Consider the following 13259-nt stretch of genomic DNA (forward strand, 5'->3'; position numbering starts at 1 on the left):
CCGCTCCCCGCGCCCGCGGCCGGCGGGGCCGGCGTGTGGGTCTGCCCCGACCCGCCCGGCGTCGGCCCCGGCGTCGCGGGGGTCTCGGCGAGCGGCGAGGGGTGCGTGAGCGTCACGGAGTCGAACGCGTTGCCGTCCACGTCCCGCGCCTCGAGCGTGAGCGTGTTCGCCGTCACGTCCACCTCGACGAAGTGGTGTGTCGCGCGCGAGAACGCGGTGAAGTCGCTCGCACCCACCGTGTAGAGCGGCGCGCCCGCGCCGCCGGTCACGACGTACGTCACGCCGCCGTCTGCGGGCTGTCCTCCCACCATCGGCCGGCTGCGCTCGTAGTCGTGATCGTGGCCGTTCAGCACGAGATCCACGCCGTACTTCTCGAAGATGGGGCCCCACCGCTGGCGCAGCCCCGTGTCGCTGCCGTGCTCGCCGGAGGAGTACGGCGGGCGGTGGAACGCGACCACCGTCCAGCGGATGTCGGGGTTGCTCGCCGCGCGCGCCAGGTCGGCCTCGAGCCACTGGTCCTGGGCGTCGCCGGCCGTGCCGGCGGGCTCGGTGAAGAGCACGACGAAGTGGGTGTTGCCGTAGTCGAACGAGGAGTACGCCTCGTCCTCGTAGCCGGCGGCGCTCGGCGCGTGGCGCGGCAGCGCGAGCTGCGCGAAGAAGAGGCCGCCGCCGATGTCGTGGTTTCCGGCGGCGGACACGAACGGAGTCGTCGAGACGAGGGGCTCCATCGTCGTGAACCACCCGTCCCAGAGGGACTGCGTCCCGCCGCTCTCGACGAGGTCCCCCGAGTCGATCGAGAACGCCGGCTGGGACCGCTGCACGGCCGCGCGCACCTGCGCGCGCGCGGCGTCGTCCGTACGGCTGTCGCCGAAGGCGGCGAAGCGGAAGCTCGCGCTCGCCGAGGGCGTCGGTCCCGTCGTGAACGTGCGATCCGCGGACCAGCTCGCCGCGCTGCCGCACCGGAAGTGATAGGCGGTCCCCGCGGAGAGGCCGGTGAGCTGCGCCTCGTGCAGGTACGATCCCTGGTACGCGACCGACGCCGCAGCCTGCGTCTGGCCGTAGCCGGTGTCGCCCCCGTACTCGACCGCGCCGGTGGGCTCGCTGGAGCGCCAGGCGACGGTCATCGTGGTGTCGGTCGGCCCCTGCCAGCCGAGGTGGATCTGCGACGGTGCCGCGAGCGCGGGCGCCGCAGCCAGAAGGGTAGGCAGAAGGAGGAAAACCCGTGCATTCATCCGACCTCCGGACGGGAGAGCGGGACCTCGCCCGATCACCCGTGTCCCGGTTCGAACGCCCGCCCGGCCGGGAAACATCCCCTGGCGCGTGAGAGGCCACGAGCGGTTCCCTCCTCCGAGGGGAGGCAGCGGTCCCCGATCTCTCGAGTCGCATGCAATCGCCCGCGATGGCAGAGCGCATCACCGCTCGAGTCGAGCGAGGGATGCGTCGCAGGCTCAGGGGGCAGCACTTCAGTAGCGACCGGCCAGATACGCCCAGCGCGCCGCGATCCAGCCGCGGGTGTACGCGAGCTCCTCCTCGCGCGACGGCCAGCCCACCCGCCCCTCTCGCGCGAAGAACGCGGCTTGCGCGTCACGCCAGCGCGCCTCGTCGCGCGCCCCGGCGGCCTCGGTCTGCGCGGCGAGCGTGTCGAACGCGGCGAGCACGTCCGCGACGGGGACCCGCTCGCGCACCGCGGCGCCCAGCCGCGCGCGCGTGCCGGCGGCGAACGGCGGCGCGAGGAGCCGCCGGAAGAGGCCGTTCTCCCAGACGAACTCCTCGCCCGAGTCCGCCGCCTGGTGCTTGGTTTGCCACTCCTGGCCCAGGCTCGCGCCGTAGTCCCAGATCGTCGCGCGCCATGGACCGCCGGCGGGGTCGTGGAAGAGGAAGACGTTCTTCCGGGCGCAGTCGGAGGAGCGCGCGAGCATCACCATCACCCACCAGTCGCGCAGCTCGTCGACGTCGGCCACGGCCGCGAGGCGCGCCGCGAACGTCGCGTCGTCAGCGGTCGCGACGAGCTGGACGAGGGCGTCGAGCTCGTCGAAGGCGCCGGGCTCGCCCTGCAGCGGCGTGCCCTCCTCCTTCTCGTAGCCGTCGTGCCAGGTGAGCTTCGGCTGGCCCTCGTTGCTGGTCGCGTAGAAGTTCGCGAGGTTCGTCTTCGACTGGTACAGGTTCCCGTCGCCGTCGAGCCCGTGCTCGCTCAGCACCTGCCCGCCGATCTTCTCGCTCATCATGTAGACGCCGCGGTACTCGCCGTTCACGTAGAGCACGGCGCTGGCCGTGCGGACGTCGATGGGCCGGTCGGCGACGCGCCTCCAGAGCCCGAGCGCCAGCCGATCGCGGATCTGCGTCACGTCGTCGAACGTCGTGACGAGCAGGAGCTTCTTCCGCGCGGGGAAGCCGAGCAGCGGATCCGAGAACTGGGCGGTGTCGGGGAACGAGAGCGTGTAGCTCTTCTTCGGGAAGTCGGCGGAGCGCGTGCCGCGGTACTTCACCTCGATGCCGCGGGTCCGGCCGCGGTAGGTGAGCGAGGCCGGCACGTAGGTGGTGAAGTTCACGGTGCCGTCGACGCGCAGGTGGAAGACGGGCAGTCCGTACTCCTCGGTGTAGCGGGCGGGGTCGGGCGGAGCGTTCCCGGGCGCGTCCCACCGATCGGCCACGCCCACGCGGAGGAGCGCCTCCCCGTCGCCGGGCACGCGCACGACGACGTCGTACACGCCCGCATCGGACAGCCCGGTCTTCCAGGAGATGGTCCCGGCCGCGAGGTCGAGCAGCGCTCCTGCGGGCAAGCCCTCGAGCACCGACGAGGCGGGCAGGGGCTCGTTGCCCGAGCAGGCGACCGTGAGCCGGAGCGCGTCGCCCTCCAGGATCCAGGCGGGTCCGGTGATCTTCATCCCGCACGAGGTGGGCGGAGGCGGAGGTGGAGGAGGAGGCGGCGGCGGAACGATCGGGAGGCCGTCGCCGTCCGAGGTGTCGTGGATGGGAGGGGAGCTGCACGCCGCCGATAGCGCGAGCAGGGCGGTGGCCGCGAGCAGGGTGGCCTTCCGTCGGGTCATGCTACCTCCGGCCTCTCCGCTCACCGTGGAGCGGCGCCGCGCAGGGCGCACCTGCTCGACTGGGAGCCGACCCGGCGGCGCCTCGGACGGTGCACCCGGCGTGGGCGGCGGGCCGCCCACCGGGGAGCGCGACCCGGAGGCGGGCGCACGGCGGGGTGAAGAAGTAGCCGCTCCGGCCACGGCCGCGTAGGTTCGTCCCGTGCGCATGGGCCGCTACGACATCACCACCGTGGTCGACGCCTGGTTCGCGCTCGACGGGGGGGCGATGTTCGGGATCGTCCCCCGGCCACTGTGGGAGAAGAAGCTCGCCCCGGATGCGCGGAACCGGATCCGGCTCGCCGCGCGCTGCCTCGTCGCGATCGACCGGGACGCGCGCCGCGTCATCGTCGTGGACGACGGCTTGGGCGACAAGTGGGACCCGAAGCGCTCCGACATCTACGCGATCGATCGCTCCGCCGGAGGGCTCGACGCCGGGCTGGCCCGGCTCGGCCTCTCGCGCGACGACGTCACGGACGTCCTCCTCACCCACCTGCACTTCGATCACGCCGGCGGCACGACCCGGCGCGGCGCGGGCGGCCGGCTCGAGCTGTCCTTCCCGCGGGCGACGTACCACCTGCAGCGGCGCAACTGGCTGTGGGCACACGCGCCGTCCGACCGCGACGCGGGGAGCTTCCTGCCCGACGACTTCGCGCTGCTGCAGCACTCGAACCGGCTCCACCTCATCGACGGCGACGAGTCGCCCTTCCCCGACGTGGACCTCATCCTCTCCGAGGGCCACACCGTCGGGCAGCAGCTCCCGCGGTTCCGCGGGGAGGGCACGCACCTCGTGTTCTGCGGCGACATCATCCCGACGCACGCGCACCTCCGGCCGAGCTGGGTGATGGGGTACGACCTGTTCCCGGTCACCACCGTGGAGGAGAAGAAGGTGCTCCTCGCCGAGGTGCTCGAGGACGAAGGCGTGCTGGTGTTCGAGCACGATCCGCTCATGGCGGGGTGCCGGCTGCGCGAGGAGGCGGGGCAGCCGGTGTTCCACGAGGCGGTGGAGCTTTGACGCCGGGCCGCGCGACGGCGCGCTCCGCGGGCCGCTCCGGCGCGGCCTCGGCCGGCTCCGGCCGGGCTCGCGCGAGCCGCGCGACGCTGGCGCGGCGCGCTCACCTCGGGTAAGGGTCTCCGGCTTTCTGGCCGGAGGAGCCCGACGAATGGAAGAGCAGAAGGTCACCGTCAGCCGCCGGGGCGCCGAGCGCCTCGCCGCCGGGCACCTGTGGATCTACCGCGCGGACGTGGAGAAGCTGCCCGCGGCCGAGGCTGGCGACGTCGTCGCGGTGGTGGACGGCCGCGGCCGCTTCCTCGCGAAGGCGTTCTGGTCGGCGCGCTCCAAGATCGCGCTGCGCATCGTCACGCGCGACGAGGTGCCGGTGGACGAGGCGTTCCTCGCCGAGCGGCTCGAGGCGGCGGTGGACCTGCGCCGGCGCGCGTTCGGCGACGAGCGATTCGTCCGAGTCGTCCACGGCGAGGCGGATCTCCTGCCCGGCCTCGTGGTCGATCGGTACGGCGACGCCGCGGTGCTGCAGACGCTCGTCCCCGCGACCGACCGGCGCAAGGCGCTCCTCGCCGAGCTCGTCGCCGGGGCGCTCGGCGTACGGACGATCGTCGAGCGGAACGACGTGCGCGTCCGCGAGCTCGAGGGGCTCGCCCAGGTGAAGGGCGTGCTGCGCGGGGAGGCGCCGGGCCCGGTCGTCTACCCCGAGGGCGCGGTGCGCATGCGCATCGACCTCCTCGCCGGGCAGAAGACCGGCGCGTTCCTCGACCAGCGCGAGAACCACCTGCGCGCCGGCGAGTACGCGCGCGGCCGGTGCCTCGACTGCTTCAGCTACGCGGGCGGGTTCGCGCTGCAGCTCGCCCTGCGCGCCGAGCAGGTCACGGCCGTCGAGATGCAGCCCACCGCCGCGGGGCTCCTGCGCGAGAACGTGTCGCTGAACCGGGCGGCGAACGTCGAGGTCGTCGAGGCGAACGCGTTCGACTACCTGCGCGACCGCGCCGAGGAGCCGCCCGCCTACGACCTGGTCGTGCTCGACCCCCCTGCCTTCGCGAAGAACAAGGACGCCCTCGCCGCGGCGCGGCGCGGCTACAAGGAGGTGAACCTCCGGGCGATCCAGATCCTCAAGCCGGGCGGGATCCTCGTGACCGCCTCGTGCAGCTACCACCTGGCCGAGGCGATGCTCGAGGAGCTCGTCCTCGACGCCGCGAACGACGCGGGGCGGCGCGTGCAGCTCCTCGAGCGCCGCGGCGCGGGCCGCGACCACCCCGTGCTGCTCGGCGTCCCCGAGACGCGGTACCTGAAGTGCTTCGTCCTGCGGGTGGTTTGACGCTACGCGAAGGCCCCGCGCGGGCGCTCGCCGGGCGCAGGACCTCCTATCGGCGCGGGCGCGCGGCGGGGTAGGATCTCCAGCCGCACCTCTCTCGGAGGAGACGCGCCCGGAATGATCCGGCCCGATGAGCTCGGCACCGGCCCGCTCGACGCGCTCGCCCGCGCGCCGCTCCTCGCACGCCTCGACGCGGCCGAGCGCGCCCGGCTGCTCGCCCGCGCCGAGCTCGTCACGGTCCCGGCCCGCACGCGGGTGCACGCGGACGCCGACGCCGGGCGGGGCCTCGACCTCGTGCTGGAGGGGGCCGCCACGCTCCGCAGCGCCGACCTGCCGCTCCGGCGCCTGGGGCCCGGCGACCACTTCGGCGAGCTCGCGCCGCTCTCGGCGGACCACCGCGGCGAGACCGTCACGGCGGAGACCCCGCTCACGGTGGCGCGGCTCTCGGCGCGCGGCTGGGACGCGCTCGTCCGCGACGACCCGGCCCTCGCCGCCAAGCTCGCGACCGCCCTCGCGGCGGCGCTCTCGGAGGAGCTCCGGCGCGTGACCGGCGAGATGGGGCTCCTGCTCCGCGGCCGCTCGCTGCCGCGCGCGCCCGAGGTGACGGTGCACCTCCTCGGCGAGGTCCGGCACGTCCGCACCGGGACCCGCCTCGCGGAGCTGCTCCCGGCCGAGCTCGACGGCGCGCTCGTCGTCGGCGGGCTCCTCGCGCACAAGCCGGTCTCGCTCGCGACCCCGGTCTTCACCGACACCACGGTCGCGCCGCTCACCCTCCGTCACTGGGAAGGGCGCACCATCTACGCCCACTCGGTCGGGCTCCTCCTGCTCGAGGCGGCGCACCAGCTCGCGCCCGCGCTCGCCGTCCGCATGGGCCCGTCGCGCGGGACGCGGCAGGTCGTCCTGGTCCACGGCCTCGAGCCCGCGGAGCGGCCGGCGTACGCCGCGCGCCTCGCGGAGCAGATGGCGCGCCTCGCCCAGGCCGACGCGCCCTTCCGGCTCGAGTACTGGCCGACCGACGAGGCCGCCGCGTACTTCGCGGAGCGCGGGTGGGAGGACGCGGCCCGGCTCCTGCGCGTTCGACGGCAGGCCACGGTGCGGCTCGTCTCGTGCGGCGAGCTGTACGCGCTCTCGATGGGCCCTCTCCTCCCGTCCACCGGCGCGGTGCGCGGGTTCCGGCTCGAGCCCGCCGAGGAGGGGCTCGCGCTCGATCTCGGCGACCGCGATCCGCGCAACGGCCACCGCGGCGGAGCGGCGCGCCGCGGGCAGCCCTCCCGCGACGGCGGGATGGTCGCGGAGCACCAGCGCTGGCTCGAGGCGCTCGGGGTGACGAGCGTCGGCGCCTTCAACGACCTGTGCATCTCCGGCCAGGTGTCGCAGCTCATCCGGGTGGCCGAGGGCTTCCACGAGAAGCGCATCGGCCAGATCGCCGACGCCATCGCGACCCGCCGCGACCGCCTGCGGGTCATCGCCATCGCGGGCCCGTCCTCGTCGGGCAAGTCCACCTTCATCAAGCGCCTCACCGTCCAGCTCCAGATCGACGGGGTGAACCCGGTGGCGCTCGGCCTCGACGACTACTACGTGGACCGCGAGCGCACCCCGCGCGACGACGCGGGCGAGTGGGACTTCGAGGCGCTCGAGGCGATCGACCTCCCGCTCCTCCAGGACCACGTCCGCCGCCTCATCGCCGGCGAGCCGGTGCGCACCGCGCGCTACGACTTCCTCACCGGCACGAGCCACCCGGACGGCGGCCCGGTCATCCAGCTCCGCCCCCGCGACGTGCTCCTCGTCGAGGGCATCCACGGCCTCGACCCGCGCCTGCTCGACGACATCCCGCCGGCGGGCTCGCTCTACCGGGTGTTCATCCACCCCGCCACCACCCTGCCCTTCGACCGGCTCACGCGCACGTCCGCGACGGACCTGCGGCTCCTCCGGCGCATCGTGCGCGACCGCCACCGCCGCGGGTACGGGGCGGCGGAGAACATCCTGCGCTGGCCCTCGGTGCAGGCCGGCGAGCGGGAGCACATCTTCCCGCACCAGCACGAGGCGGACGCGGTGTTCGACTCGTCGCTCGTGTACGAGCCCGCCGTCCTGAAGGTCTTCGCCGAGCGGTACCTCCTGGAGGTGCCCCCCAACCACGCCGCCTACCCGACCGCCCACCGGCTCCGCTACCTCGTCGATCGCTTCGTCTCCATCTACCCCGACCACGTCCCGCCCACCTCGCTCCTGCGCGAGTTCATCGGCGGGAGCGGGTTCGAGTACTGAGGGCCGGGATGCCCTTCAACGGCAGCGACTCGCGCCGTCTCCGCCGCTTCCGCGAGCTCGTGGAGGAGACCGCGCGCGCGTGCGCCCCGGAGGACGCGGCGGCGCTGCGCACGGAGCTCGACGAGCTCGTCGACGAGCGCGCGCTCGCGGAGGCGGTCATCGACCGGACCGGCGCGCTCGTGGTGGTGCTCGATCGCGAGGGCTACGTCCGCCGCTGGAACGCCGCCTGCGCCCGCGCGACGGGGTACTCCGCGGAGGAGATGCTGGGCCGGTCGCTGTGGGACCTCATCCTCCCCGAGGAGCGGGACGGGGTCCGGGCCACCCTCGACGCGCTCCGCGCCGGCCGGGCCACCACCACGCACGAGAACCACTGGATCGCGCGCGACGGGCAGCGCCGGCTCGTGTCCTGGAGCAACGCGTCGCTGCTCGACGAGGCCGGCGAGGTCCGGGCCATCGTGGCGACGGGCCTCGACATCACCGAGCGGACGCAGGCGGAGGTCGCGCTGCGGGCGCAGGCGAAGCGGCTCGAGGCGCTCGCGGAGGCGTCGCGGGTGTTCGCCTCCGGCCTCGACTACAAGACGACCCTCGACACCGTCGCGCGCCGGCTGTGCGAGCTCATCGGCGACGGGGCGCTCATCCGCGTCGTCTCGCCGGACGGCAACTGGCTCGTCCCGGTCGCGGTCTACCACCCCTCCCCGGAGCGGGCCGCGCTGCGCCGGCGCATCATCGCCGCCGCCCCGCAGCGGACCGACGAGGGCATCACGGCCGGCCCGCTCGCGACCGGGCGGACGCTGCGCATCCCTGCGCTCTCCCAGGAGAGGGTGCGCAACGAGATGAAGCCGGAGTACTGGCCCTACCTCGAGGGCGTGACGAGCCTGCTCATCGCGCCGCTCGCCCAGCGCCACGAGGTGTTCGGCCACATCACGCTCATGCGCGACGCAGGCGGCGCGCCGTACACCGCGGACGACGAGGCGCTGCTCGAGGACCTCGCCCACCGCGCCGCGCAGGCGATCGAGAACGCGCGGCTCTACTCCGACGCGCAGAACGCGGTCGCGGCGCGCGACGAGTTCCTGTCCATCGCCTCGCACGAGCTGCGCACCCCGCTCACGGCGCTCCGCCTCGCGCTCGGGAACATGCGGCGGGTCACCTCGCGCGAGGCGCTCGAGCGGCTCCCGCCCGAGCACGTGGAGCGCGTCCTCGGGGCTGCGGAGCGGCAGGGACAGCGGCTCGAGAAGCTCGTCGCGGCGCTGCTCGACGTCTCGCGCATCCACATGGGCAAGCTCGACCTCGATCTCGAGGAGGTGGAGCTCGGGGCGGTGGTGACGGACGCGCTCGCCCAGCTCGAGGACGAGGCCTCGCAGACGGGCTCGACGCTCTCCGCCTCGGGCACGCCGGTGCGCGGCGCCTGGGACCGGCTGCGGCTCTCGCAGGTCGTGACGAACCTGCTCTCGAACGCCGTGAAGTACGGGGCCGGGAAGCCCGTCGAGGTGAGCTACGGCCCCTCCGCCACCGGCGCGGTGCTCGTGGTCCGCGATCAGGGCATCGGGATCTCCGCGTCGGATCAGCCGCAGATCTTCGAGCGCTTCGAGCGGGCGGTCTCGTCCCGCAACTACGGCGGGCTCGGGCTCGGGCTCTACATCGTGCGGCGGATCGTGGAGGCTCACGGCGGCACCATCCGCGTCGAGAGCGCGCCGGGGAAGGGCTCCACGTTCCAGGTCGAGCTGCCGCTCCGGCCGCTCTGCGCCCGCCCAGGCCACGGCGCCCTGGACCCCGCGGCCGCGCACTGAGCGCGGGAGGGTGATTCCCGAACAGGCGAGCGAAGCGGCGCCGAAGCGGAATCGGCGAAGCCGATCGCGTTGGCGCAGGGACCCGGCGAGCAGGGGTGGGGGCGCAGCCCTCATCATTCATGACAAGTGCAACTCGCCGGACGAGCGGCGGGTGGTTCGACCACGGCTTCCGTGCGCATGTCGGATTCGGGCATCGACGGGGGCCGCGCACGCGCTCGTGCTCGACCCCGATGAACGCGGGAAGGCGGCGGAGCAGGGGAGCGTCTCGTCGTGTCGAGGGGCGACGGAGTGACTTCGCGCGGGGTGCGCGCGGACTTCTCGAAGGCGCCTCCGCAGCTCGCCCCGGAGCGCGGGCTGGAGCGTCGTGGGAGGTCGACCGTATTCACCTATGGTGACAGCTATCGCCAGCGGTAGCGCCGGCCGGTGTCGCGGCTCTCCTCGCGCTAGGCGGGGCGTCCCAGTTGCGGTGGGTGAAACATTCCCCATTGACGCCTTCTCGCCCCGATTGCGCTCAGGCATACGGGCGGCGCGGGAAGGCTACTCTCGCGCACGCTTCTCGCGCGTGAAGCGCGCGCCGATCGCCTTGGGGCAACGACGAGGGTGCGCCGGAGAACGCCGCACAGACCCGAGCCTGGAGCGTCCCCGGAGCTTCGAAAATCGCGTGCTACGAAGGGTGTACTGGAGGTGCATCCCCATGTCTGCGCTCACTCCCGCTGCTCTCGAGTCGAACGTCCTCGCCCTGCGCCTGCGCGAGCTCGCCGGGGAGGAACGGAACGTCCAGGTCGACTTCCTCCTGCACCTCGACGAATTCGATCGGCGCCGCGCCTTCGTCGAGATCGGCCATGCGTCCCTCTGGGCGTACTGTTTGGAGGCGCTCCACCTCCGGGAGGGCGCCGCCGGCCGGCGCATCCAGGCGATGCGGGTGCTGCGCCGCTTCCCGATCCTGGAAGCTCCGCTGCGCGATGGGCGTCTTTGCCTCTCCACCGTGGCGCTCCTCGGCCAGGTGCTCACGGAGCAGAACGTGGACGACCTCCTCGCTCGCGCCGCCTTCCGGACCCGGGCCGAGGTCGAGCACCTCGTCGCCTCCGTCCAGGCGCGCACCGCTCCGCGTGCTGGCCTTCGCAAGCTCACCGAACGCGCGCCCGCCGTGGTGAGCGCAGCGCTAGAGCTCCCGCAGGCCGAGCGGGCCGAGGTGGCTACCGCACCCGGCCCTGCGGAGCCGACCCTCGGCCCCGGTCCCACGGCCGGCGCGCTGCCGGCGCCCCCGCCCCCCGTCGCGCAGGCGAAGCGACGGGCCGAGACGCTCGCCGTCTCGGAGAGCCACTGGTCGCTCTGTGTCACCCTCGACCGCGCCTGCAAGGAGGACCTCGAGACGCTCCGGTCGCTTCTGTCGCACAAGGTCCCGGACGGCGACCTCGCGGCGGTGCTCCACGAGGCGATCCGCTGCGCCATCGAGAAGCACGGCAAGCGCAAGGGCGCGGTCGCGCCGGAGCGGAAGACGAAGGGAGCGAAGCAGGCCACGGCTGAGCAGGCCGGGACGGCGGCCGCGGCGAAGCCTTCGGAGGGGAGGACCACGATCCCGGCGATAGTGCGCCGCGCCGTGTGGAAGCGCGACGGCGGGCGCTGCGCCTGGGTCGGCCCGGACGGCTGCCGCTGCAAGAGCCGCTGGAAGCTCGAGCTCGACCACATTCAACCCGCCTCCCTCGGGGGACCATCGACGATCGACAACCTTCGGCTCGCCTGCCGAGCTCACAATCTGCTTCACGCAGAGAGGAGCTTCGGGCGCGAGCACATGGATCGCTTCCGGCGAGAGTCGAGCGACGGGCCGACGCCGCCCGCGCACGCTGACGTGGCACCTCTGCGTCCGGTCATGCAGCTGGGGATGTGGGCGCCGTGATCCGCTGCCGCGCACGGGCAACGCGCCGATGCCGAACCGGAGCGCGCGGTGCGCCGCTCGGCCGACCAGTGCCGCCTCCGTCGGTCAGCAGCCGAAGATGTGACGAATCCTCAAAGCGCAGCCCCCGTCAGATCGACAAGAAGCCGCGCGCGGGGAAGAGCAGCACGTCCTCGATCGCCTCGGCGCCGGCGACGAGCATGAGCAGGCGGTCGAACCCGACCGCGACGCCGCCCGCGGGGGGCATGCGGCCCACCGCCTCGAGGAACGGCTCGTCGAGCGGGAACACCGGGCGCCCCAGGGCGCGACGGAGCGCCTGCTCCTCCACGAGCCGCGCGCGCTGCTCCGCCGCGTCGGTGAGCTCGGTGAAGCCGTTCGCGAGCTCGAGCCCGCCCGCGTAGAGCTCGAAGCGCTCGGCCCAGCGCGGGTCGTCCGGCTTCACCCGGGAGAGCGCGGCCATCGAGGCGGGCCAGTCGACGAGGTACTCGGGCCGCTCCACGCCGAGCCGTGGCTCGACCGCGTCGAGCATCACGCGGAAGAACACGTCGTCGAACCCCTCGCCGGGCGGTCCGGGGTCGTGTCCCGCGGCGCGGGCCGCCGCGGCGAGCCGGCCGGCGTCGCCCCCGCAGGCCGCGAGGTCCACGCCAGCGTGGCGACGGAACGCGTCCGCGACGGTGGTGCGCGGGAAGGGGGCGGCGAGGTCGATGGCGCGCCCGCCGCGGGCGACGCGGGTGCCCCCCGCGACCGCGCGCGCGCACGCCTCCAGGAGCCGCTCGAGGTCCTGCATCACGCCCTCGTAGTCGGTGCCCGCCCGGTAGAGCTCGAGCATCGTGAACTCGGGGTTGTGCGTGCGCGAGATCTCGCCGTTCCGGAACACGCGCGAGAGCTGGAAGATGCGCGGGAAGCCCTCGGCGAGGAGCCGCTTCATGGCGTACTCGGGGCTGGTGATGAGCCAGAGCGGCCGCGCCGCTCCCCCGCCCTCCGGCACGAAGGGCGCCTCGAAGGGCGACAGGTGCGGCTCCATGCCGGGCGCAGGCACGAGGGTGGGCGTCTCCACCTCCTCATAGCCGAGGCCGCCGAGGAACCGGCGCACCTCGGTGGCGAGCCGGGCGCGCTGGCGGGCGCGTTCGCGTCGGGAGACGGGCATGCGCGGGGAGAGTAACCGCGCGCGCGTCGGCGTGCCGAGGGGAACCGCCGATCCCGATCCCGACCCCGACCCCGACCCCGACCCCGACCCCGACCTCGTCCCCGACCCTCCTCCCCTCGTCAACCCCTCCGCCCTCCCCGGTTGACGACCCCCTCGCCCCTCGCGATACTGCCCCTCCGCTCGCGCGAGATGCCGTCCTTCCTCGACAGACCGGGCCTCACCCTCCATTGCGAGGACGAAGGCCAGGGGCCGGCGCTCCTCGCCGTTCACGGTTGGTCCCTGTCCGGCCGCTGGCTCCTCGACGCGCTCCCGCCCGCGCTCCTCGCCGGACGCCGCGCGCTCGCGCCGGACCTGCGCGGCCACGGCCGCTCCCAGGCGGGCGCGCCCTTCACGCTCGCCGAGCTCGCGAGCGATCTCGTGGCGGCCTTCGACGCCCTCGCCCTCGAGCGCGCGGTGCTCCTCGGCTGGTCGCTCGGCGCGCAGGCGGCGCTCGCCGCGCTGCCGCGCCTGCGCGGGCGGATCGCGGGGCTCGCGCTCGTCTCGGCGACCCCGCGCTTCACCGAGGGCGAAGGCTGGCCGCACGGCCTCCCCGCGCGCACGCTCGCGGCGCTCGCGCGCCACGTGGAGCGCGACCCCGCCCGCGCCGCCGCGCGCTTCCACGAGGGCATGTTCGTGCCGGGCGAGCTCGACGCGGGCGCCGCGGTTCGCGCCGCCGCCCTCCGGGCGCGGACGCCCTTGCCCTCCCCCGCCGCGCTCCGC

At 74.2% G+C, this 13259-nt stretch carries 9 protein-coding genes; 6 read left to right on the forward strand and 3 right to left on the reverse strand.

The window, feature by feature from the left end:
• A partial coding sequence (locus MNZ29_RS21200; RefSeq protein WP_242356628.1) for a metallophosphoesterase family protein occupies positions 1-1232 on the reverse strand: 1232 nt, incomplete at its 3' end.
• A 231-nt stretch (positions 1233-1463) separates the two neighbouring features.
• Positions 1464-3047, reverse strand: coding sequence for a CotH kinase family protein (locus MNZ29_RS21205; RefSeq protein ID WP_242356630.1), 1584 nt, complete (start codon positions 3045-3047; stop codon positions 1464-1466).
• 205 nt (positions 3048-3252) lie between these two features.
• Here MNZ29_RS21205 and MNZ29_RS21210 point away from each other — a divergent pair, with 205 nt between their 5' ends.
• The 5 genes from MNZ29_RS21210 to MNZ29_RS21230 all read left to right on the forward strand — a co-directional run bounded on the left by MNZ29_RS21210 (position 3253) and on the right by MNZ29_RS21230 (position 11356).
• Complete coding sequence (locus tag MNZ29_RS21210) at positions 3253-4098, forward strand: MBL fold metallo-hydrolase (RefSeq protein WP_242340951.1); 846 nt, start codon at positions 3253-3255, stop codon at positions 4096-4098.
• A gap of 148 nt (positions 4099-4246) precedes the next feature.
• Positions 4247-5413, forward strand: coding sequence for a class I SAM-dependent rRNA methyltransferase (locus MNZ29_RS21215; protein WP_242340949.1), 1167 nt, complete (start codon positions 4247-4249; stop codon positions 5411-5413).
• A gap of 114 nt (positions 5414-5527) precedes the next feature.
• A complete protein-coding gene (locus tag MNZ29_RS21220) occupies positions 5528-7672 on the forward strand; it encodes a cyclic nucleotide-binding domain-containing protein (protein WP_242340947.1) in 2145 nt (714 codons plus the stop codon).
• 8 nt (positions 7673-7680) lie between these two features.
• The gene (locus MNZ29_RS21225; protein WP_242356632.1) at positions 7681-9459 is read left to right on the forward strand and encodes an ATP-binding protein; all 1779 of its coding nucleotides are present in this window, start codon (positions 7681-7683) and stop codon (positions 9457-9459) included.
• Positions 9460-10153: 694 nt separating this feature from the next.
• On the forward strand, positions 10154-11356 hold the full coding sequence (locus MNZ29_RS21230; protein ID WP_242340945.1) for an HNH endonuclease: 1203 nt from the start codon (positions 10154-10156) through the stop codon (positions 11354-11356).
• A gap of 127 nt (positions 11357-11483) precedes the next feature.
• Here the strand turns inward: MNZ29_RS21230 and epmA are convergent, their stop codons facing one another.
• Positions 11484-12500: an EF-P lysine aminoacylase EpmA gene (gene epmA, locus MNZ29_RS21235; protein WP_242340944.1), complete on the reverse strand. Its 1017-nt coding sequence runs from the start codon at positions 12498-12500 to the stop codon at positions 11484-11486.
• 189 nt (positions 12501-12689) lie between these two features.
• Here epmA and MNZ29_RS21240 point away from each other — a divergent pair.
• A partial coding sequence (locus tag MNZ29_RS21240) for an alpha/beta fold hydrolase (protein ID WP_242356634.1) occupies positions 12690-13259 on the forward strand: 570 nt, incomplete at its 3' end.

The sequence above is a fragment of the Anaeromyxobacter sp. SG64 genome, assembly GCF_022690745.1.
GTDB classification, from domain to species: domain Bacteria; phylum Myxococcota; class Myxococcia; order Myxococcales; family Anaeromyxobacteraceae; genus Anaeromyxobacter; species Anaeromyxobacter soli.

What these genes read in the sequence shown, in the direction of transcription:
- MNZ29_RS21205 (WP_242356630.1), bottom strand. Translation starts at nt 3,047, where the DNA reads ATGACCCGACGGAAGGCCACCCTGCTCGCGGCCACCGCCCTGCTCGCG.
- MNZ29_RS21210 (WP_242340951.1), top strand. Translation starts at nt 3,253, where the DNA reads ATGGGCCGCTACGACATCACCACCGTGGTCGACGCCTGGTTCGCGCTC.
- MNZ29_RS21215 (WP_242340949.1), top strand. Translation starts at nt 4,247, where the DNA reads ATGGAAGAGCAGAAGGTCACCGTCAGCCGCCGGGGCGCCGAGCGCCTC.
- MNZ29_RS21220 (WP_242340947.1), top strand. Translation starts at nt 5,528, where the DNA reads ATGATCCGGCCCGATGAGCTCGGCACCGGCCCGCTCGACGCGCTCGCC.
- MNZ29_RS21225 (WP_242356632.1), top strand. Translation starts at nt 7,681, where the DNA reads ATGCCCTTCAACGGCAGCGACTCGCGCCGTCTCCGCCGCTTCCGCGAG.
- MNZ29_RS21230 (WP_242340945.1), top strand. Translation starts at nt 10,154, where the DNA reads ATGTCTGCGCTCACTCCCGCTGCTCTCGAGTCGAACGTCCTCGCCCTG.
- epmA (WP_242340944.1), bottom strand. Translation starts at nt 12,500, where the DNA reads ATGCCCGTCTCCCGACGCGAACGCGCCCGCCAGCGCGCCCGGCTCGCC.